The organism is Aequorivita marisscotiae, assembly GCF_029814825.1.
GTDB lineage: Bacteria > Bacteroidota > Bacteroidia > Flavobacteriales > Flavobacteriaceae > Aequorivita > Aequorivita marisscotiae.
Window position 1 is genome coordinate 2,892,501 of the sequence record NZ_CP122379.1, and the last position, 21,610, is coordinate 2,914,110.

Consider the following 21,610-nt stretch of genomic DNA (forward strand, 5'->3'; position numbering starts at 1 on the left):
AAACAACGGTTGTTGTCCGTGGTGGAGAATATCGGAGTCGAACCGATGACCTCCTGCGTGCAAGGCAGGCGCTCTAGCCAGCTGAGCTAATCCCCCGTAATCGATTTCAGATTGTTGATTTACGATTAACGATTGTTGAACTCACTCAACTTCTTAAAATCTCTATTTTTATTTAAATGAACTTTTGCAGACCAAAAGATCGGCAATCGCCAATCTCCAATCTAATATTTCTATTCGTAGTCTCAGGCAGACTCGAACTGCCGACCTCTACATTATCAGTGTAGCGCTCTAACCAGCTGAGCTATGAGACTGTACCTAAGAGTAAAGATTAAAGAGGAAAGAGAAAAGACATCCTTGCGGCATCCCTCTTTGTTCTTTGTTCTTTCTTCTTTTCTCTCAAAAAATTATAAAATTGACAGCTAAACCAAGCAAGACTCCCTTGTTCTTTTCATATAAGAGCCTCTCTTTGTTGAATTTCGGTCGTCTTTCTCTAGAAAGGAGGTGTTCCAGCCGCACCTTCCGGTACGGCTACCTTGTTACGACTTAGCCCTAGTTACCAGCTTCACCCTAGGCCGCTCCTTGCGGTGACGGACTTCAGGTGCTTCCAGCTTCCATGGCTTGACGGGCGGTGTGTACAAGGCCCGGGAACGTATTCACCGGATCATGGCTGATATCCGATTACTAGCGATTCCAGCTTCACGGGGTCGAGTTGCAGACCCCGATCCGAACTGAGACAGGTTTTGTGGATTCGCTCCGCCTTGCGGCGTGGCTGCCCATTGTACCTGCCATTGTAGCACGTGTGTGGCCCAGGACGTAAGGGCCGTGATGATTTGACGTCATCCCCACCTTCCTCACGGTTTGCACCGGCAGTCTTGTTAGAGTTCCCGACTTGACTCGCTGGCAACTAACAACAGGGGTTGCGCTCGTTATAGGACTTAACCTGACACCTCACGGCACGAGCTGACGACAACCATGCAGCACCTTGTAATCTGTCCGAAGAAAAGGGTGTTTCCACCCCTGTCAGACTACATTTAAGCCCTGGTAAGGTTCCTCGCGTATCATCGAATTAAACCACATGCTCCACCGCTTGTGCGGGCCCCCGTCAATTCCTTTGAGTTTCATTCTTGCGAACGTACTCCCCAGGTGGGATACTTATCACTTTCGCTTGGCCACCCAGCGCACCAATGTGCGCCGGACAGCTAGTATCCATCGTTTACGGCGTGGACTACCAGGGTATCTAATCCTGTTCGCTCCCCACGCTTTCGTCCATCAGCGTCAATGCGTTGTTAGTGACCTGCCTTCGCAATCGGTATTCTATGTGATATCTAAGCATTTCACCGCTACACCACATATTCTAGCCACTTCACAACGATTCAAGACGACCAGTATCAATGGCAGGTCTACAGTTGAGCTGCAGAATTTCACCACTGACTTAATCGCCCGCCTACGGACCCTTTAAACCCAATGATTCCGGATAACGCTCGGACCCTCCGTATTACCGCGGCTGCTGGCACGGAGTTAGCCGGTCCTTATTCGTACGGTACCGTCAAGCCGCTACACGTAGCGGTGTTTCTTCCCGTAAAAAAGCAGTTTACAACCCATAGGGCAGTCTTCCTGCACGCGGCATGGCTGGATCAGGCTCTCGCCCATTGTCCAATATTCCTCACTGCTGCCTCCCGTAGGAGTCTGGTCCGTGTCTCAGTACCAGTGTGGGGGATCCCCCTCTCAGGGCCCCTACCCATCGTAGCCTTGGTGTGCCGTTACCACACCAACTAGCTAATGGGACGCATGATCATCTTGTACCGATAAATCTTTAATTATAAAGCAATGCCGCTCTATAATGCTATGGGGCATTAATCCAAGTTTCCCTGGGCTATTCCCCTGTACAAGGCAGATTCCATACGCGTTACTCACCCGTGCGCCGGTCTCTATGGTGCAAGCACCATATACCCCTCGACTTGCATGTGTTAGGCCTGCCGCTAGCGTTCATCCTGAGCCAGGATCAAACTCTTCATCGTATAATCTTCAATAATATTGCGACCATACATCAGTAAGAGCTCGACTCTCAAAAAAATCCCAGAAAATCTCACTTAGTTTAGTTTCTTTGTTGACCGACACCCTTTCGGATGCCGATCTACGCTGTCAATTTCAATATCTCAATGAACTTTTTTTCTATTCTTCTCGCCTCGCAAACTCGTGTTCTGTAGTCACTCATTCGCTAAGCGGGTGCAAATATACAACTCTTTTTTAATCCCGCAATACTTTTTAAAAAAATATTTCAAAAAAATTTCAGAGCGTCCGGCTTAACTCTTTTTGAACAGCTATCTGTCCTGCTAAGCGGGTGCAAATATAAAACCCTTTTCTGTTCCCGCAACATTATTTAAAGGTTTTTTTGAATGTTTTTTATCAACAAATAATAAGGCTTTGAAAGCGACCATATTACCAAATAAAAAAAATGAAATGGATCTAAAAACTGTTTTTATATCTTCAGAAAAACCATTCTGAAGCCAACACCTTCATATAACGGAGGTTACCAAAAACCAAAAGAGCGAACTACGAATATAACATGTTTTACAATGCTGTGCAACTACTTGAATGGCTTAGTTATTAACAGTTTTTTTGTTCCACGCGGCCTTTAAATCTAAATAGTTTATAGAAAAAGCTGGTTTTTGACGCTCTAAGATATTTTCCTGAAAGGATCTTTCCAGAATATCTTCAATTAAATAGTCTTCTTTTACATCAAAAGGATTGTATGCTTCCTTTAAGGATATTTCAAAAAGACTGGCTGTAGTGTTGTACCAGAATGCCCGCCAACCAGTGCGCAGTTCTTTTACAAGGTCAAAAGCCGTGCGACCCGTTTGCCTGTGGATTAGTTTTACCAAAATTTGACCTTCGGTATGTGTTAGTTTTTTTAGCTTTTCTGAAAATTCTCCTTCAATATATTTTTGAATACGTTTGGTATAACGTCTCTTGTCGCGGTTTTTGTCGATGGTTTTCAATCTTTCGGTCATTGTTGTTAGCCTTTCCGAAGCCAATTTTGCATAGGGATACACTTTTCGGGTTTTTCGACGGAGTATTAAATAGCGTCTTCGATCCTGTTCTGAACTAAATTTTAATTTGTCGAGCAAGATCACTTCATCTAGGTCTATTATTTCGCGAGCTATGGTATCACCTTCAATTATGTAGAACATAACTTTGGTAGAATCTTTTTGCTTTTTTAGGTATTCGGTATCTGTTTGTGCAATAGCATGTAAGCCGAAGAAAAATAGGCATATATATATAGGTAGAAAAAATTTCATCTAAAACTGTTTTTTTAAGCTCGGTACTCTCCAAGAACGTGCCAAAAATAAGCAAATTGCCTCGTTGCCCTTAATAAGAATTTGCTAATTTTACCCTTTACACAAATAATCAGAAAAACGCATTTATGAATACATCAATATTGAATGACAATTCGCTTAAATTTTTAGAATCGTATTTAAATAACGCATCGCCTACCGGTTACGAATGGGACGGACAAAAGCTTTGGATGGAGTATTTAAAGCCATACGTAGATGACTTTTTTACCGACACCTACGGCACGGCGGTAGGAGTTATTAATCCCGATGCAAAATTTAGAGTGGTAATTGAAGGCCACGCAGACGAAATATCCTGGTATGTTAATTATATTTCAGACAATGGCTTGCTCTATGTAATTAGAAATGGCGGAAGCGACCATCAGATAGCGCCTTCAAAAATTGTAAATATTCATACCAAAAACGGTATAAAAAAAGGTGTTTTTGGGTGGCCGGCAATTCACACACGCGACAAACAAAAGGAAGAAAGTCCTAAACCGGATAATATTTTTATAGATGTTGGCGCAAAAGATAAAGAAGAAGTTGAAAAAATGGGCATACATGTAGGTTGTGTGATAACCTACCCCGATCCTTTTCATATATTAAACGAAGATAAATTTGTGTGTCGCGCTTTAGACAATAGAATGGGCGGTTTTATGATTGCCGAAGTAGCGCGTTTGCTTCACGAAAATAATATTACACTACCCTTTGGGCTTTATATTACTAATTCGGTGCAGGAGGAAATTGGCTTAAGGGGTGCCGAAATGATTGCGGAGCGCATTAAACCGAATATTGCAATCGTGACCGATGTTACCCACGATACCACTACCCCAATGATAGATAAAAAAGTACAGGGACTGGCGGAAATTGGCTGCGGGCCAGTGATTGCCTACGCCCCTGCCGTACAGCAAAAACTGCGGGATTTAATTGTTGATACCGCCGAAAAGAAAATGATACCCTTCCAAAGAGCTGCACTTTCAAGGGCTACCGGTACAGATACCGATGCCTTTGCATATAGCAACGGCGGGGTGGCGAGTGCTTTAATTTCTCTGCCACTTCGGTATATGCACACTACGGTAGAAATGGTGCATAGAGATGACGTGGAGAACGTAATTAAACTAATCTACGAAACGCTCCTTAATATAAAAGACGGAGAAACTTTTAGTTATTTTGACTAAATTAGTGTTGTCCGATTAAAAACTTAAGACCGCTTTGCTATAAGGCGTAAGATGAAGCCTCTACTTATTGAAATACAATTATCTAAGAATAAACAACTAACTATTTTTTCGAAGGGTTCAAAAAACTTAAAAGCGAGGTAGCGGGTTTAGATTTGTCTGTAATTTTCAATAATAACAATACTTTCAAAAATATTAATCGGACTACATTGTTACTACCTTCAGTTTTGTTTATAACCGCAGCAAGTGAAAATTTGCTGCGGTTTTCATTTAATTATAGTTGAAAAAAGCAAGCTGAAACTGAGATGCAGGTGAAATTGGCATTTAAATAATTAGAAATCTTTCTTTGCAGCTATATTATGCTGTTTTAATTTTTCAAAATAAATCTTTGCAGCTGTAATCACTTTCGGCGCAAGAAGTATGGTAGCCGTCATTGTGGGAATTGCCATTAAAGCGAAGAAGGTATCAATTAGATTTATCATCATACTCAAGGAGGTGGTGGCACCGATGAGAATACTCAGAATATAGAAATAATTATAAATCCCTTTGTTTTTTGCACCAAAAAGAAAGGCCATGCACTTGCTACCGTAGTAGGAATAGGAGAAGAGCGAAGAAATACTAAAAATAGCGATACACGCCAGCAGACCATATTTGCCGAATAAGGGCATACTTTCCTCAAATGCTGAAGCCGTTAAACTAACACCGTTTGCATCGCTGCTTTGCCATACTCCAGTTACCAAAATTGCCAAAGCGGTAAGGGTGCAAATAATAAGGGTATCAATAGCTGGGCCTAACATGGCTACCAGACCTTCGCGAATAGGTTCGTTGGTTTTTGCGGCACCGTGAGCCATGGGGGCGGTACCGATTCCCGCTTCGTTTGAAAAGGCACCACGGCGAATGCCCAGTAGGATTATACCTCCTACAATGCCACCCAAAAATGCATCGCCTTTGTAGAAGTTAGCCGAAAAGGCATCAGTAAAAATCAATCCCAAATATTTAGGGATTACATCTATATTCGTAACGAGAATAAACACCACAAGGCCGAAGTAAAGCAAAACCATTGCCGGAACCAGTTTAGATGCGGTTTTGCTAATTCGTTCCAAGCCGCCCAAAATTACTATGGCGGTAATTCCTGAAAGTATAACACCTATTATTAAATCGGTTTTAAAGCCTTCATAAACGCCAGCTGGTTTTAGTAATATGTCGTTTATGGCTTGTGTAAGTTGGTTTACGTTAAACACCGGCAAGGCGCCAATTAAACCGGCAACACTGAATACTATTGCCATCGGCAGCCATTTTTTGCCTAAACCTTCGGTTATAAAATACATGGGGCCACCCTGAACAACCCCCTCACTATCTTTTCCTCTGTAAAGGATGGAAAGAGTTGCAGTAAAAAACTTAGTACTCATACCAATTACAGCACTAACCCACATCCAAAAGACAGCTCCGGGGCCGCCAATTGCGATGGCAACCGCAACGCCTGCAATATTGCCCATCCCAACAGTTGCGGAAAGAGCGGTTGTAAGAGCTTGAAAATGTGTAATTTCACCTAAATCATTTTTATCGTCATATTTACCGCGCAAAACGGCAATGGCGTGCCCTAAATACCGAAATGGTAAAAAGCGAATTCGAATTATTAGGTATAATCCACCGCCAATTAATAGTATTAAAAGCGGCAAACCCCAAGCTGCGGAAGCCATTTCGGCAATAAATTTGTCGGTTTTTTCCAAGTTTCGACTTTAAATGTTTTAACGAATGTAGGATTAAAATTTTTAAAATTAATAAGGAAATTGTTACTTGTAGCGCCAAATGAAATTACAACTAACCATTTTAATGCTATTTGCATGCATTTTCACATTCGCACAAAGCTCGGATGATTGGAAGAAACCTGCCTTTTACTTTAATCCCGAAATACTTTTGGGGCTTACCATGGAGTCTAATGACGGTTTCCCTGAAACAAAACTACAAAAGCAACTTATATTAAATTTTGGACGTACCCATGCGAACAATCCGCAGGCTTGGGCCAAAAGATTAAGAGGTCCCACCACGGGGTTGAGTTTTGGTGTAACCGATTACGGGAATTTAGATAGTTTGGGAATTTCAATTACCGCCATGCCTTTTATTGAGTTTAAAGCTTTTGGCAGCGAGCGGTGGAAAGTGCTTACGGGAATGGGCGCATCATATTTCACGAAACAGTACAATGCCGAAACCAATCCGAAGAACCAAGCGGTAACTACCGATATTACTTGGGCGTTTAGAATGTATTTATACTATCACTTTCTAACTACCAAAAATATAGATTGGCGCATGGGGCTTGGCTACTCGCATCACTCCAATGGGCATATGCGGTTGTTAAATCAAGGGTATAATTCGTTTTTGGTTAGCTTTTCGGCAGCGATAAAGAATCCGATGGGTGCTTCTAAAAACACAGTTGCCGCAATGGTGCCCAACGATGAAAATACAACTTATAACTACTTTAGTGTTCGCAGCGGTTTGGGTCAGAATGTTTTTGCCTTGGCGTTTAACGATAAAAGAAACGTTTATACAGTTGCGGGGGAATACGGTCAGGTTTACAACAACACCTTTAAAATTGGCATTGGCTTGTACTACCGGTTTTACCAACATTATTACGATTATATAGCGGGGAATGAGTCTTTGGTTCAAGCGGGTCGGGAGTTTGATTATTTTAGGAGCAACCCTTGGTATTACGCATCTAATGTGGGAATTACGGTACATGGCGAAATATTCTTAAACCACTTTGGCATAGACGTGCAGCTAGGATACAACTTGCACAAACCAGCCTATAAAATAGATTGGCGCATAAATCAAGGGTGGGATAACCCACCGCGCGAAATTCCGAGAAGTTGGGTTTTGGGCGAATACAACTCCGGCTTTAAAAAGAAGAGTCGGGTTTCTTCCCGTTTGGGTTTAAAGTATTATTTAATAGGTATGGAAAAGGCCCCAAAAAACAATTTTTATATCGGGGCGCATCTTAAGGCGAATCTCGGGCAAGCCGATTTTTCTGAGTTGAGTTTTGGATATGTTCACAGTTTTAATCATAGATTAAAGCCGTGATAAAGACACTTTATTTTCGATTTAACGGTAATTTCGCCCTACATTTAAGTTGCTTTCGTTTTAAGGTGGCGAGCTGTTGCTGCATTCTTTTATTTTGCACTCTTTCGGTCGTAGGACAAACGGATGCCAATTGGTTGGACCATTCGTTATTTTTTAATACTGAATTACTTTTAGGGGAAACACAGGAAGCCAACTTCGGTTTTCCAAGTACCAAAACGCAAAAACAAATTATTTTTAATATTGGAAGAGATCAATCCAAGAATCCGCAGGAATGGTCGCAACGGTTAAAAGGTCCGAAAACGGGTTATTCGTTTGGCATCACCGATTTTGGCAATAGAGACAGTTTGGGGCTGGCTTTTTCATTTATGCCTTTTATACGTTTTAATGCGTTTAGAAGCGAAAGAATTAGTGTGCTGGCAAGCTTGGGAACTTCGTTTTTTACGGAAAAATACGAGGCTAAAAAGAATCCGAGAAATCAAGCCGTAACCACAGATATTACCTGGGCCTGTAGGCTGTTTTTTTATTATCGGCTTTTTACTTCAGACTATATTAATATGCACTTAGGTTTTGGATATGCCCACCACTCCAACGGGCATATGCGGTTACACAATAAAGGCTACAATTCATATTTACTGAGTTTATCTGCCGATATAAAAAGTATGCCGGAAGCGGAGTTAGAAACTGGCGAAGTAGCGTTTCCCACTTTAAAAAATTCGGTTTATACGTATTTTGATTTTCGGGCTGGGCTTGGGCAAAATTCATTTGCTTTGGCCTTTAATGAAAAAAAGCAGGTGTACACTGTTGCTGGCGAATACGGACTGGTTTATAACAACACGTTAAAAGTAGGGCTCGGCTTCTATTTTAGACTTTACGAACATTATTACGATTATATAAACGAAAACGAATGGTTGGTGCGCAATGGGCAGGAATACGCTTATTTTAAGAGCTTGCCAGTGTATTACGCCACAAATTTAGGGGTGCATGTTAGTGGGGAAGTTTTAATGAACCACGTGAGCGTAAATCTTCAAATTGGGATTAATTTACACAAGCCCGCCTATAAAATGGAATGGCGAATTAACAAGGGTTGGGAAAATACGCCTAGAGAAATTCCGGAAGGTTGGGTTCTTGGGAATTTTGACGGATTTTATAAATTTAAAGAATTTATTTCCGGAAGGTTGGGCTTAAAATACTATATAATCGGAACTAAGTTGCGGCCCAAAAACAACCTGTATATTGCCGCGCATATCAATTCAAATTTGGGGCAGGCGGATTTCTCCGAAATAAGTTTGGGGTATGTACGCAGCTTCAATTTTCGGTAACTCGTTAGTACTTATTTAATTAGCCAGGTAGTGCAAAACATTTTCCTCAATACGCTTATGAATATTTGAAACATCTGCTTTTACAAATTTTTCACCTGTAATATTTTCGTAAAGCTCAATATATCTTTCAGAAACTGATTCAATATAGGCATCGGTCATTGCAGGTACTTGCTGGCCTTCCAAACCTTGGAAGCCATTTTGGATTAGCCATTGGCGCACAAATTCTTTTGAAAGTTGTTTTTGAGGTTCGTTGTTTTTCTGGCGTTCTTGATATCCTTCGGCATAAAAATAACGCGATGAATCTGGGGTGTGAATTTCATCGATCAGCACCACTTTTCCATCTTTTGTTTTGCCGAATTCGTATTTAGTATCTACCAAAATAAGACCTCTTTCGGCTGCAATCTCACTGCCGCGTTGAAAGAGTTTTCGGGTGTAATCTTCCAATTGCAAGTAATCTTCTTCTGAAACAATGCCACGGTTTAAAATTTCTTCCCTTGAAATATCTTCGTCGTGATCGCCCATTTCGGCTTTGGTTGCCGGAGTGATAATAGGTTGGGGAAATTTATCGTTTTCCTTCATACCTTCTGGCATGGCAACGCCGCAAAGCATCCGTTTGCCAGCTTTATATTCGCGGGCCGCGTGGCCACTCATATAACCGCGTATAACCATTTCGACTTTAAAAGGTTCGCAAGCTTCGCCAATGGCAACATTAGGATCTGGAGTTGCAATTAACCAATTGGGCACCAAATCTTCGGTGTCGCGCATCATTTTAGTAGCAATCTGATTTAATATCTGGCCCTTGTACGGAATACCTTTGGGCATAACAACATCAAAAGCGCTAAGCCTATCGGTTGCTACCATTAAAAGTGTATTGTTTTCTAAGGTATAAACCTCGCGCACCTTGCCGTGATAGACGTGTTTTTGTCCGGGAAAGTTGAAGTTGGTTGAAATTATTGTATTACACATTGGGATGATGGCTTGTTGGGATTTGTTATTTCGTTAATTCGTTAATTTGAAATTTAGGATTTGGGATTTGGGATTTGGGATTTGGAATTTGGAATTTAATCTACGTTTTCAATTTTTTTATAAGCGGCAATTACTTCTTTTACCAAGCGGTGACGGATTACATCTTTATCGTCTAAATATATCATTCCTACGCCATTCACATCTTTTAAAACCAGCAATGCTTCTTTTAAACCGGAGGTGATTCGGCGTGGTAAATCTATTTGTCCGGGGTCGCCGGTGATCATAAACTTTGCGTTTTTTCCCATTCGGGTAAGGAACATTTTCATCTGTGCGTGGGTTGTATTTTGGGCTTCGTCTAAAATAACAAAGGCATTATCTAAGGTACGGCCGCGCATAAAAGCCAGAGGGGCAATTTGTATAACGCCGTTTTCAATATGTGCCGCCAGTTTTTCGGCGGGAATCATATCGCGAAGTGCATCGTACAACGGCTGCATATAGGGATCTAATTTTTCCTTTAGGTCGCCTGGAAGAAAGCCAAGATTTTCACCTGCTTCTACAGCTGGCCTTGTTAAAATAATACGCTTAACCTCCTTTTCCTTTAAGGCTTTAACCGCAAGAGCTACCCCGGTATATGTTTTTCCAGTTCCGGCGGGGCCTACTGCAAAAACCATATCGTTTTTACTCATTAGGGCCACGAGCTTGCGTTGGTTGGCGGTTTGTGCCTTAATGGGTTTTCCGCTTGTGCCGTGAACTATTACTTCCCCACTGCTGGCAGGAGTTTCGTAATCGTCTTTTGTGCGGCTTAATAGCACGCGTTCAATTACGTTTTCGTCTAATTTGTTGTATTTGGCCACTTGTTCCAAAAGCATCATCATTCGTCTATCAAATTCCTCCAGCACGTCTTCATCTCCATAAGCCTTTATTTTATTGCCACGGGCAACGATTTTTAGCTTTGGGAAATATTTTTTGAGAAGATCAATATTTGCGTTTTCCAGTCCGAAGAAATCTCTAGGACTAATCTCGGTAAGTTCAATGATAAGTTCGTTCAAAAGGCGTATATTTTAAATATAATGTTTGGTCTAAAGCTATTCAATTTTCTGCGATTTCGATATAAAAAATAGCGATGTAAATTTTACAAAAACACGAAATAATTTATTGTGATTTAAAATTTACGTATTCGGTCAGAAATAGTTTTGCTACTAACAAAAGTAACCTATTTTTGTGGGAACTCTTTTAAGAAAATATCAACAATCCATTTATGGCTATAATTACACTTACTACTGACTTTGGAGAGAAGGATCACTTTGTTGGCGCGGTTAAGGGAGCTATTTATTCAGAAATGGAAGATGCGAAAATTGTTGATATCTCGCATTATGTTTCGCCCTTCCACTTGCATGAGGCTGCTTATATAATCCAAAATGCCTATAAGAGTTTTCCACTTGGCAGCATCCATATTATTGGGGTAGATTCGGAATTAAATCCTGAAAATAAACACATTGCGGTGTATATGGACGGGCATTATTTTGTGTGTGCCGACAACGGAATTATCTCGATGCTTACCTCGGAGATGCGGCCCGAGAAAATTGTAGAAATAAATATTCACGATAGGATAATAAGCAATTTTCCGGTTTTAGACGTATTCGTAAAAGTTGCCGGACATATTGCCCGTGGGGGAACCCTGGATGTAATCGGGAAAAATATTACTGAAATAAAGGAACTCACAGGACTGCGCCCCGTAATAAGCAACCAAGACAGTGTAATTATTGGCAACGTAATTTACATTGACAACTATGGCAATGTGATTAGCAATATTTCCAGAAAGCTCTTTAAGGAAGTAGGACGCGGCAGACCGTTTATTATTAATGCACGAACAGCTAAATTTGATACAGTTTACGAGCGGTATAGCGATGCCATAAATTTTAACAATACTGCCGATAAACGGGAAGAAGACGGAAAGCGACTGGCACTTTGGAACTCATCTGAATTTTTGGAATTGGCAATTTACAAAAGCAATCCCACTTCGGTGGGGGGCGCTGCCAGCCTGTTTGGGTTGGAGTTTAGGGATACGGTTACGGTAAATTTTAATACTGAATTATAAGGTAATGGGTTTATGGCTTCTGCATATTTATAAGCCATAGAACGATTGGAGACGAAGCGCGTTCAGAGAGAAACAATGCCTATAAAGAAAGCGAAAAAGATAGAATAGTTTAGCCAATTAAATATGGAATTATGTTTACAAGAATTGTAAAAATGGAATTTGAAAAGGAAAACATCCCAGATTTTCTGGCTAATTTTGAAGTGGTAAAAGAGAAGATCCGCAGCTTTCCGGGGTGTTTGTTTTTGGAACTTTACCGCGATAAAAATGACGAAACAATCTTTTTCACCTATAGTCGTTGGCATAAGGAAGCAGCCTTGGAAAATTATAGAAACAGCCAACTGTTTAAAGAAGTTTGGAGTGTAACAAAACCGATGTTTCGCAAAAGAGCTGAAGCTTGGAGTGTAGATACGGTGGCTAGTTTGTAGTTGACGGTTGACGGTTGGCGGTTGGCGGTTGTCTGTTGTCTGTTGTCTGTTGTCTGTTGTCTGTTGTGGGTTGTCGGTTGTCGGTTGTGGGTTGGCTGTTGTGGGTTGTCTGTTGTGGGTTAATTAATAAAAATACTTGGCGTCTTGGCGTCTTTGTGAGAGAAAAATGTTTACAATAATAAAACGCGAAATAAACTCCTTTTTTTCCAGTACTGTTGGGTATTTGGTAATTGCCGTGTTTTTGGTTATAAACGGTTTGTTTTTGTGGGTTTTTAGCGGAAACTACAACGTGTTGGATTCTGGGTTTGCAGACCTTTCCCCCTATTTTCAACTTGCGCCGTGGGTACTGTTGTTTTTAATTCCCGCGGTATGTATGCGTGCCTTTAGCGACGAGATTAAGATGGGCACTTTAGAGCTATTGCTCACCAAACCCCTGCACTTAAAAGAAATAGTATTGGGGAAATATTTTGGCGCCGTTATATTAATTGTAATTGCACTTATTCCCACAGGTTTATATGTATTAACCATTTCAGAATTGGGGCTTCCGCGGGGCAATTGGGATCTTGGCAGCACATTGGGCTCATATATTGGGTTGTTGTTTTTGGTATTGGCCTATACATCAATTGGGGTGTTTGCATCTACACTTTCGCAAAACCAAATTGTAGCTTTTATCATTGCTGTTTTTCTGTGTTTTGTGCTGTATTACGGGTTTGAGGCTTTTGCATCTTCCTCGTTTACTATTTCGCAATTGGGCATGAAAGCACATTTTGACAGTGTAGCGCGTGGGGTTTTAGATACACGGGACCTTGTATATTTTGCAGTACTATCTATACTGTTTATAGGTCTTACAGTATTTAAACTGGAAAAGAAATCACCTGCTTTATCAAAAAAACGAACCACCCATTATTTGCAGTTTGCAGTGGGTTTAATCTTATTGATCGGGCTCGGTAATTATATTTATAAGCGTTTCGATTTAACGCAGGACAAAAGGTTTACACTTTCTGAAGAAACAAAGAACATTATTGCTTCCATAGATTCGCCAATTATAGTTGATGTGTTTTTGAAAGGTGATTTTCCGCCGGAATTTAAAAGACTTCAAGGGGAAACAGAACAACTTTTAGCCGAGTTTTCGGCTTATAATTCGAATATAAAATTCGATTTTATAAATCCTACCGAAGAAGGGAACGATGCTTTTCTGGCGCAATTTGAAAAGTTTGGACTAACCCCTGCCCAGGTGTCGGTTACTGAAAAGGGGAAACAAAGTACCGAGTTGGTTTATCCGTGGGCATTGGCACATCACGATGGCCGCTCCGTAAAAATAGCCCTACTTAAAAACCAACTGGGGGCAAGCTCGGAGGAACGGGTAAATAGTTCGTTGCAAAACCTACAATACGCCTTTGCCGATGGATTTAAAAAATTAGCAAACGAGAAGTCGAAAAAAATAGCTGTTTTAAAGGGCAATGGCGAATACGACGATCGGTATATAGCGGACTTTTTTGCCACGCTGCGGGAGTATTATTTTATTGCACCTTTTACCTTGGATTCGGTTGCTTCCAATCCTGAAAAAACCTTAAAGGCATTACACAGCTTCGATTTAATTGTAGCCGCACAGCCAACAGAAGCATTTAGCGATGCCGAAAAATACGTGTTGGATCAATATATAATGAAGGGTGGTAAATCGCTTTGGCTGATGGATGCCACACAGATGCAAACTGATTCTGCCACCGGAAAAACCTTTGCCTTTGGGAAGGATTTAAATCTGGGCGATTTCTTTTTTAAATACGGCATTCGAATCAACCCCAATTTGGTTAAGGATGTTTATTCGGCGCCAATAGTATTGGCCAGTGGCGATGAGCGGGAGGCACAATACAACCGCTACCCGTGGTTTTTTAATCCGTTGAGCAGCAGCGCGAACAACCATCCCATAGTAACAAATATTGAAGCGGTAAAGTTTAGTTATGCCAGTGGGATAGACACGCTTCCCAACAACATACAGAAAACGGTTTTGCTATCTACTTCGCCTATATCGAAAAGTGTGGGACTCCCCTTCCCTATTGACTTTGATATGGAAATTCCGAAGAACTTGCAAGTGGTAAATGAGGGGCCTGCCCCTGGGGATTTTAGCGCAGGCGAAATACCGTTAGCAGTGTTATTGGAAGGCAATTTTACTTCGGTTTATAAAAATAGAGTTAAGCCCATAAGCTTAGAGAACACTAAAAACGTAGACGAGGGGGTAGCTTCCAAAATGGTGGTAATTAGCGATGGCGACGTTATTAAAAACCAAATGCAGGGCAACAGACCGCTGGAACTAGGTTTTGATAAAATGACCAATCAATTCTACGGAAATAAGGAATTTCTGCTTAATACGGTTAATTATCTGCTTGACGACAGCGGACTTATAAACATTAGAACGCGCCAAATTGCGGTGCCATTTCTGGATCCGCAAAAAACTGTAGCGCAGCGTACCAAGTGGCAAATGCTTAATATATTGCTACCGTTGGGATTACTAGCTATTTTTGGATTGGTTTTTACCAGCTACCGCAAACGAAAATACACCCGTTAAATGTTGATAAGTTTGTTTTAACAAACACTTCAATTGAAATATATTTGTACTTCGGCGAAGTTTATATAAAGCAAGGTCGAAATGCGCAATACCCATAACGAATACATTAAATTACGATAAATTTGGGTAGGATTGCCTAGCTTTTATTCCATTAAATTTAAAAGTTTTGGGGCGTATTTATTGAGAATTATTTCATAAAAAACACATAGAATGAAATTTATTGTATCGAGTTCCTATTTATTAAAACAACTACAAGTATTAGGCGGTATTATTAACAACAACAATACCCTGCCAATTTTAGATAATTTCTTGTTTAACCTAGACGGAAAATCGCTTACTGTTTCCGCTTCCGATTTGGAGACTACCATTTCTTCAAAATTAGAAGTAGAAAGTGCCGAAAAAGGAATGGTTTGTATTCCCGCACGGCTTTTATTGGAGACGTTGAAAACCTTTCCCGAGCAGCCGCTAACCTTTACTATTGAAGACAATAACACTATTGAAATTAGCAGTAACCACGGTAAATATGCTCTGGCATATGCCGATGGGGAGGAATTTCCGAATGCAGTAGATTTAAAGGATCCTTCGGCTACAATTGTACAGGGCGACGTACTTGCTACCGCAATTAGCAAAACAATCTTTGCCTCTGGAAATGACGATTTACGACCTGTAATGAGCGGGGTTTTCTTTCAGTTTTCAACAGATAATTTGGTGTTTGTAGCTACCGATGCCCACAAGTTGGTTAAATATACCCGCGATGATATAAGCGCCTCCCAAACGGCAGAATTTATTATGCCGAAAAAACCACTTACCCTTTTAAAAAGCATACTTGCGGGAAGTGAAGAAGATGTTACCATTGAGTACAACGAGAGCAATGCGAAGTTTATTTTTGAAAACACCGAAATGGTGTGCCGCCTTATAGACGGTAAATATCCAAATTACGAAGCTGTTATTCCGAAGGAGAACCCGAACAAATTGGTTATAGACCGAAATCAGTTTTTAAATTCCGTGCGTAGGGTATCTATTTTCTCAAGTAAGACTACGCATCAAATTAGGTTAAAGATTGCCGGTGCCGAACTGAATATTTCGGCAGAAGATATAGATTACAGCAATAAAGCCGAGGAACGATTAACCTGCGATTATCAGGGCGATGATATGCAGATAGGCTTTAACAGCAGGTTTTTAACCGAGATGCTAAACAATCTTACCAGCGATGAAGTTTCTTTAGAGATGAGCCTTCCTAACCGCGCAGGGATACTTACTCCGGTAGATGGCCTGGATGAAGGCGAAACCGTTACCATGCTCGTTATGCCAGTGATGCTTAACAATTAGTAAGTAATTATAGAAGTTATTTGTATAGAATACGGTTGTTATTAGCTATCAGTAATAGTAATACAGTTTCTTTTTAAACAAAAAGAACCGCAATTTTTCTACCACTAGTTAACTATTGTGAATTTTAACATTTCATAATAGTTAACTAGTTTTTTTTTCTATTTTTAAACAATCAAAAACCTACATATTATGTCCGACCAATTTAAAGATATTGACCAAGCGTTTAATATAAGTATTTTGGGAAAAGGTACTCAACCCATGGTATTCGCCCATGGTTACGGTTGCGACCAAAATATGTGGCGATTTGTTTACCCTTACTTTCAAGAGAAGTATAAGGTTATTTTATTTGATTATATAGGTGCTGGAAATTCGGATATTTCGGCATATACCAATGAAAAGTACAATTCGCTGGAGAGTTACGCCAACGACGTTCTTGCAATTTGCGAGCATTTAAAATTAAAAGATATAATATTTGTAGGGCATTCGGTTAGTGCAATGATTGGAATGTTAGCTTCGATTAAGGCACCTTCCCTATTTTCAAAATTAATTTTAATAGGTCCGTCGCCCTGTTACATCAATAAAGAAAACTATATTGGCGGCTTCGATAAGGAATCTATCGATGAACTTTTAGAGGCTTTAGACAGTAACTATCTGGGGTGGTCGCAAAATATGGCACCCGTTATAATGGGCAACGAAGACAGACCCCAATTAGGGAAAGAATTAAGTAATAGTTTTTGTAATACCGACCCTGAAATCGCTAAAAATTTTGCCCGAGTTACTTTTCTATCAGACAATCGGGAGGATTTACAAAAAGTGTCGCATCCTTGCCTTATACTGCAGTGTTCGCAGGATGTAATTGCGCCTACTGAAGTTGGAAAATACGTGGCAAATACCGTTAAAGATGGCATCCTTAAAATTTTAAAAGCCACGGGGCACTGTCCTAATTTAAGCGCCCCCGAAGAAACCGCAGAAGCAATGATAAATTTTCTAGAAAATAATCCTTAGTGGACAAAAACTATAATTCGTTAAAGCAAACAGATTCTATTCGTTTAAAGGCAGCTTTAGACTTATATGAAAATGCACCTTGCGGTTCAGTTGTATTTCGTAACGATGGGTTAATTATTGCTATGAACAATACCCTGGCCCATTGGCTAGGTTTTAAAAAAGATGAAATTGTTAATGTTCGTACGCTTCCAAGTTTTTTTAAAGTAGGTGGAAAAATATATTTTGAAACACACTTTTTTCCCTTGATTAAAATGCAAGGCTTTATCCACGAAGTGTATTTTGATATGTTGCGGAAGGATAAAAGTAATTTTCACGCTTTAATTAATGTAAGGGAAATACCTGCGAAAGAAAGTAATGAAGCTACATTTCAGGCGACTATTTTAGATGTTTCGGACCGCAGGGAGTACGAAAAGCAGCTATTGGAAGCAAAGCGAAAAGCCGAAGCCGACAGCAAAGCAAAAGCAGATTTTTTAGCTACGATAAGTCACGAAATTCGCACCCCATTAAATGCTATCTTGGGTATTGGCAATCTACTTCACAATACTCCATTAAACGAAAACCAAAAGGAATACGCTCGACTTCTATTAGGCTCTTCAGAACATTTGCTCAGCCTTGTAAATAATTTATTGGATTTAAGTAAGATTGAAGCAAAGAAGCTAGAATTGGAATACGTTTCTTTTAACTTGAATGAACTCATTACCATTTTAAAACAAATATATTCGGTAAAGGCTTCAGAAAAAGGGGTTGAATTGCGATTAGAATTATCAGAAGATGTTCCTCAAAATATAATTGGCGATCCCGTTAAATTAAATCAGATTCTTACCAACCTTATCGGGAATGCTATAAAATTCACCAAAAAGGGAGCTATTACAGTGGCTATAAGTGTAATTCAGAAAGTAAAAAAACAAGTTACTTTAAAATTTGAAGTTACCGATACTGGCATTGGCATACCGGAAGAAAAACTTGAAACCATTTTCCAAGAATTCTCCCAGGCAAGTTACGACGTAAGTGTAGAATATGGCGGAACAGGCTTGGGACTTACCATTAGCAAAAAACTACTCGAACTTCAGGGCAGTCAGTTGCACGTTAGTAGTAAGCTCAATAAAGGATCAACTTTTAGTTTTGAATTAAATTATAAGATTGATAAAAAGAAAGTCAATAAAACCGCACAACTTCTCAATAAAAAAGACGACGTAAGTTTTGACGATTATAAGGTTTTAATAGTTGACGATAACCATGTGAACATTTTTATTACGGCTCAATATCTGGATCAATGGCGTATTTCATATGTTACAGCTAAAAGTGGCACGGAGGCTTTATCTATTTTAAAGAAAGAAAGTGTAGATATTGTATTACTCGATTTACAAATGCCAAAAATGAACGGGTATCAAACTGCAGAAAAAATTAGAGCATTAAAACTTTCTAAAAAGCCTGTAATTGTTGCATATTCGGCAACTACAAAAGGTGAAGTGCAAAACGAACTTATTAAAGCTGGTATAGACGACCACCTGCCGAAACCTTTTCAACCAACAGAACTTTTCGATCTTTTAAAGATGTATAAAACCTTAAAGCAAACAAAAGGGAAGAAAAAGCGAAAAAGTTTGATGAAGACTGCCACCTTATCTAAAAAGTATGCGAAAGAATTAAAGCCTGTGGATAACACTACAATTGAGGAAAGTTTTAGTTTGGAGCGATACCAGAAAATGGCTAATAACAACCCGAAGTACCTAAGAAAGTTTATAAAAAGTTCGCTAAAAGCCATAAAGGATTATGAAGGTGAATTTAAAACCGCTTTAAAGAATAAAGATGTATCCGGATTAGAAAGTCTTATCCATCAATCTACAATGACATTGTATTACATAAAAGCCGAGAAATTAACTTCATTAATGAAGAAGTGTAAAGACTTAATTGCGACCAATGATAGCGACACGAATTTAAAATTGGCTATTGACGATTGCAAAAAAGAGTTTGCAATCATATTTGAGGGTTTAAAAAAGGCTAAAAACAAATAGTCTCTTTTGTATATTTCACTAATATATTTCAGCACCTATCTCTTACTATAGCGGGCCACTTCTTCCTTTTTTCACTTTATTCTATTAAAATTATGTAAGAAGAAGAGTTTTCGTGATGACATTTTTGGTTTACTCCGATTGTATAGGAGAAGTACTAACTAAAATTGACAAATTATGAGAACATTGTACACCTTTATTGCTGTTTTATTTTTAAACATTTTAATCTGCCCCGCCCAAGTAACCGATGTGGTAACCGGAATTAACGACCCTTCACGATTACTTCTTGACGGCAATACACTGTATTATTGCACAGGATCGGAAATTTTTAAGATAGATGTAACGGAGAACTCTCCAACACCTATTTCGGTATTAAGTGGTTTAAATGGTGTGGTAGGAATGACTGTTGATGGCAATACCCTATATTTTTCTGAATTTAATGCGGGATCAATTTCAAAGATAGACCTCACCGATCCCAACCCAACGAAAGAAACCGTTATTGATGGGCTTAATACCCCTGCTACGATTTATCTTTCTGGAACTACTATGTATTATTCAGATGCCAATGACAATGTGGTCAATAAATTTGATGTAACCGACCCCAACCCCACCACGGTTTTGGTTGCTACCAGCAATGTAAATTTTAGTCCCACTGGTTTGGCACTACAGGGAGATATACTGTATATGGGACAAGGACAGGCCAATCGGGTTTCAAAAGTGGATGTTACAAGTGGGGTAACCCAACCGGTAGATGTGGTAACCGGAGTTCAAAGACCGCTGGGGATACGTATTGTGGGAAACAATTTATTTATGGCAGAATATATTGGGAATAAGGTATCTATAAAAAATCTTACCGCTGGTTCAGGTACGGCGGAGGATGTTGTAACAGGCATAGACAAACCCACCGATATAGAAATTTGGGGGAATACGCTTTTTATTATGGAAAGGGGAGCCAATAGAATAGTAAAAATGGAGTTGCAATTGGGCGTAACGGAGTTTAATGCAAACCGTATTACCCTGTTTCCAAATCCGACGTCGGCGTTTATTGAAATCTCCAATCTACGGGAAACGACAAATTATATTATTTATGCCATTGATGGATCGCAAGTAGGTACAGGTACAATTAATCCGAAGGAAAAAATAGATGTTTCGAACCTATCGAGCGGTAGCTATTTCTTGAGAACTGAGCACGGAGCTATGGCTAAGTTTATAAAAAAATAGGCGATGTGTTTCTCTACCCATATGCTGCCCCGATGGGGCAGTTTGTTTTAGGTATTTAGCTGGACATTGCATTTTATTTAGCTACCGCACGTTTGTTATGGGTGTGATTCTCTATCCAAATGTTACCAATATTGCAATTAAGAAACATAAGTTTCCATATAATACAACTTTTTGATTTATATTTGTCTATTAAAATGGATGCATTAAACGAATGAAACCAAAGTTTGAAGTCGTTTTTCTTGAACAAGCGATTGACTTTATGGCTAAAATTGACCCAAAGTCAAAAAAGAAGGTTTATTATAATATAGACAAAGCCAAGCTGACTAATGATCCTGAACTATTTAAAAAATTAGAAGATAAGATTTGGGAATTTAGAACAAAATATATTGGACTTCAATACAGACTCCTCGCCTTTTGGGACAAAACTGACAAAACTGAAACACTAGTCCTGGCGACCCATGGAATTATAAAGAAAACGGACAAAGTTCCAAAAGCCGATATAGAAAAAGCGAAAAAGATTATGGCGGAATATTTTACCCAAAAAGAATAGAAATATGGAAGCAAAAAAGAAAAAGATGAAAATGATGACCCTTGACCAAATGAAGGATAAGGATTTGGGAGAGATTGGAACACCTGTGCGCGATAAATACGAGTTCGACTTAAAAATGGAAGTCTTGGGTGATATGATAAAGTTGGTTCGGAAAGAAAGAAAATTGACACAAGAACAACTCGGAGAGTTAATTGGAGTTCAGAAATCCCAAATTTCAAAATTGGAACGGAATACGAAAAATGTGACTATTGAAACCATTTTAAAAGTATTTGGAGCTTTAAAGGCCAACGTAAAATTCAGCGTAGAAATGAACGAATTGGAGTTTACAGTGGCATAAGCACTGGGATTGGAAAGGCATATTATGTCCCTACGGGACATTTGTTGCTAGGGGTGGCGTTTCTCTACCTATATGCTGCCCCGCTGGGGCGGTTTGTTTTCGGTATTCAGCTGGACATTGCATTTTATATATCTACCGGACGTTTGTTATGGGCATGATATTTCTTCACCTATATTCTGCTTTGCTGGGGCAGTTGTTTTTTGTAT

Annotated in this window: 16 protein-coding genes, 2 tRNA genes and 1 rRNA gene; 12 read left to right on the top strand and 7 right to left on the bottom strand. The window is 39.7% G+C overall.

Annotated features, from left to right (window positions below):
• Window positions 1–19 precede the first annotated feature (19 nt).
• The 4 genes from QCQ61_RS12975 to QCQ61_RS12990 all read right to left on the bottom strand — a co-directional run bounded on the left by QCQ61_RS12975 (window position 20) and on the right by QCQ61_RS12990 (window position 3,299).
• Window positions 20–96, bottom strand: a tRNA-Ala gene (locus tag QCQ61_RS12975).
• Window positions 97–237: 141 nt separating this feature from the next.
• Window positions 238–311 (bottom strand) — tRNA-Ile (locus QCQ61_RS12980).
• A 183-nt stretch (window positions 312–494) separates the two neighbouring features.
• Window positions 495–2,018: ribosomal RNA gene (locus QCQ61_RS12985) — 16S ribosomal RNA — on the bottom strand.
• Window positions 2,019–2,600: 582 nt separating this feature from the next.
• Window positions 2,601–3,299, bottom strand: a complete 699-nt coding sequence (locus tag QCQ61_RS12990) for a DUF4294 domain-containing protein (RefSeq protein WP_279448078.1) — start codon at window positions 3,297–3,299, stop codon at window positions 2,601–2,603.
• Window positions 3,300–3,424: 125 nt separating this feature from the next.
• On the opposite strand from QCQ61_RS12990, the gene QCQ61_RS12995 reads away from it, so the two are divergent.
• Window positions 3,425–4,510, top strand: a complete 1,086-nt coding sequence (locus tag QCQ61_RS12995) for a M42 family metallopeptidase (RefSeq protein WP_279448079.1) — start codon at window positions 3,425–3,427, stop codon at window positions 4,508–4,510.
• A 329-nt stretch (window positions 4,511–4,839) separates the two neighbouring features.
• On the opposite strand, the gene QCQ61_RS13000 is transcribed toward QCQ61_RS12995, so the two are convergent.
• Window positions 4,840–6,237 carry an alanine/glycine:cation symporter family protein gene (locus QCQ61_RS13000; protein WP_279448080.1) on the bottom strand — a complete coding sequence of 466 codons (1,398 nt, stop codon included), beginning with the start codon at window positions 6,235–6,237 and terminating at the stop codon, window positions 4,840–4,842.
• Window positions 6,238–6,316: 79 nt separating this feature from the next.
• On the opposite strand from QCQ61_RS13000, the gene QCQ61_RS13005 reads away from it, so the two are divergent.
• Together QCQ61_RS13005 and QCQ61_RS13010 are read left to right on the top strand one after the other, a co-directional pair.
• Window positions 6,317–7,582 carry an acyloxyacyl hydrolase gene (locus QCQ61_RS13005; RefSeq protein ID WP_279448081.1) on the top strand — a complete coding sequence of 422 codons (1,266 nt, stop codon included), beginning with the start codon at window positions 6,317–6,319 and terminating at the stop codon, window positions 7,580–7,582.
• Window positions 7,579–8,901: an acyloxyacyl hydrolase gene (locus QCQ61_RS13010; RefSeq protein ID WP_279448082.1), complete on the top strand. Its 1,323-nt coding sequence runs from the start codon at window positions 7,579–7,581 to the stop codon at window positions 8,899–8,901. Before QCQ61_RS13005 ends, QCQ61_RS13010 begins: the two co-directional genes overlap by 4 nt.
• Before the next feature lie 15 nt (window positions 8,902–8,916).
• Here QCQ61_RS13010 and QCQ61_RS13015 read toward each other — a convergent pair whose 3' ends face one another.
• Window positions 8,917–9,867: a phosphoribosylaminoimidazolesuccinocarboxamide synthase gene (locus QCQ61_RS13015; protein ID WP_279448083.1), complete on the bottom strand. Its 951-nt coding sequence runs from the start codon at window positions 9,865–9,867 to the stop codon at window positions 8,917–8,919.
• Window positions 9,868–9,962: 95 nt separating this feature from the next.
• Window positions 9,963–10,916 (bottom strand): PhoH family protein, encoded by a 954-nt coding sequence (locus tag QCQ61_RS13020; RefSeq protein WP_279448084.1) that lies wholly within the window; start codon window positions 10,914–10,916, stop codon window positions 9,963–9,965.
• A 209-nt stretch (window positions 10,917–11,125) separates the two neighbouring features.
• On the opposite strand from QCQ61_RS13020, the gene QCQ61_RS13025 reads away from it, so the two are divergent.
• The 9 genes from QCQ61_RS13025 to QCQ61_RS13065 all read left to right on the top strand — a co-directional run bounded on the left by QCQ61_RS13025 (window position 11,126) and on the right by QCQ61_RS13065 (window position 21,404).
• A complete protein-coding gene (locus QCQ61_RS13025) occupies window positions 11,126–11,965 on the top strand; it encodes an SAM hydrolase/SAM-dependent halogenase family protein (RefSeq protein ID WP_279448085.1) in 840 nt (279 codons plus the stop codon).
• A 131-nt stretch (window positions 11,966–12,096) separates the two neighbouring features.
• Complete coding sequence (locus QCQ61_RS13030; RefSeq protein ID WP_279448086.1) at window positions 12,097–12,390, top strand: putative quinol monooxygenase; 294 nt, start codon at window positions 12,097–12,099, stop codon at window positions 12,388–12,390.
• Window positions 12,391–12,556: 166 nt separating this feature from the next.
• Entirely contained in the window at window positions 12,557–14,953 is a 2,397-nt protein-coding gene (gene gldG, locus QCQ61_RS13035) for a gliding motility-associated ABC transporter substrate-binding protein GldG (RefSeq protein ID WP_279448087.1), read from the top strand.
• Window positions 14,954–15,163: 210 nt separating this feature from the next.
• Window positions 15,164–16,282, top strand: a complete 1,119-nt coding sequence (gene dnaN, locus QCQ61_RS13040) for a DNA polymerase III subunit beta (RefSeq protein ID WP_279448088.1) — start codon at window positions 15,164–15,166, stop codon at window positions 16,280–16,282.
• Window positions 16,283–16,471: 189 nt separating this feature from the next.
• Window positions 16,472–17,287: an alpha/beta fold hydrolase gene (locus tag QCQ61_RS13045; protein WP_279448089.1), complete on the top strand. Its 816-nt coding sequence runs from the start codon at window positions 16,472–16,474 to the stop codon at window positions 17,285–17,287.
• Window positions 17,287–19,299: an ATP-binding protein gene (locus tag QCQ61_RS13050; protein ID WP_279448090.1), complete on the top strand. Its 2,013-nt coding sequence runs from the start codon at window positions 17,287–17,289 to the stop codon at window positions 19,297–19,299. Before QCQ61_RS13045 ends, QCQ61_RS13050 begins: the two co-directional genes overlap by 1 nt.
• 174 nt (window positions 19,300–19,473) lie before the next feature.
• Window positions 19,474–20,517 (top strand): T9SS type A sorting domain-containing protein, encoded by a 1,044-nt coding sequence (locus QCQ61_RS13055; protein WP_279448091.1) that lies wholly within the window; start codon window positions 19,474–19,476, stop codon window positions 20,515–20,517.
• A 211-nt stretch (window positions 20,518–20,728) separates the two neighbouring features.
• Window positions 20,729–21,067, top strand: a complete 339-nt coding sequence (locus tag QCQ61_RS13060) for a type II toxin-antitoxin system RelE/ParE family toxin (RefSeq protein WP_279448092.1) — start codon at window positions 20,729–20,731, stop codon at window positions 21,065–21,067.
• A 4-nt stretch (window positions 21,068–21,071) separates the two neighbouring features.
• Window positions 21,072–21,404, top strand: a complete 333-nt coding sequence (locus QCQ61_RS13065; RefSeq protein WP_279448093.1) for a helix-turn-helix domain-containing protein — start codon at window positions 21,072–21,074, stop codon at window positions 21,402–21,404.
• Window positions 21,405–21,610: the final 206 nt, after the last annotated feature.

What these genes read in the sequence shown, in the direction of transcription:
- QCQ61_RS13060 (WP_279448092.1), top strand. Translation starts at nt 20,729, where the DNA reads ATGAAACCAAAGTTTGAAGTCGTTTTTCTTGAACAAGCGATTGACTTT.
- QCQ61_RS13015 (WP_279448083.1), bottom strand. Translation starts at nt 9,867, where the DNA reads ATGTGTAATACAATAATTTCAACCAACTTCAACTTTCCCGGACAAAAA.
- QCQ61_RS12995 (WP_279448079.1), top strand. Translation starts at nt 3,425, where the DNA reads ATGAATACATCAATATTGAATGACAATTCGCTTAAATTTTTAGAATCG.
- QCQ61_RS13005 (WP_279448081.1), top strand. Translation starts at nt 6,317, where the DNA reads ATGAAATTACAACTAACCATTTTAATGCTATTTGCATGCATTTTCACA.
- QCQ61_RS13065 (WP_279448093.1), top strand. Translation starts at nt 21,072, where the DNA reads ATGGAAGCAAAAAAGAAAAAGATGAAAATGATGACCCTTGACCAAATG.
- QCQ61_RS13030 (WP_279448086.1), top strand. Translation starts at nt 12,097, where the DNA reads ATGTTTACAAGAATTGTAAAAATGGAATTTGAAAAGGAAAACATCCCA.
- dnaN (WP_279448088.1), top strand. Translation starts at nt 15,164, where the DNA reads ATGAAATTTATTGTATCGAGTTCCTATTTATTAAAACAACTACAAGTA.
- QCQ61_RS12990 (WP_279448078.1), bottom strand. Translation starts at nt 3,299, where the DNA reads ATGAAATTTTTTCTACCTATATATATATGCCTATTTTTCTTCGGCTTA.
- gldG (WP_279448087.1), top strand. Translation starts at nt 12,557, where the DNA reads ATGTTTACAATAATAAAACGCGAAATAAACTCCTTTTTTTCCAGTACT.
- QCQ61_RS13025 (WP_279448085.1), top strand. Translation starts at nt 11,126, where the DNA reads ATGGCTATAATTACACTTACTACTGACTTTGGAGAGAAGGATCACTTT.
- QCQ61_RS13055 (WP_279448091.1), top strand. Translation starts at nt 19,474, where the DNA reads ATGAGAACATTGTACACCTTTATTGCTGTTTTATTTTTAAACATTTTA.
- QCQ61_RS13045 (WP_279448089.1), top strand. Translation starts at nt 16,472, where the DNA reads ATGTCCGACCAATTTAAAGATATTGACCAAGCGTTTAATATAAGTATT.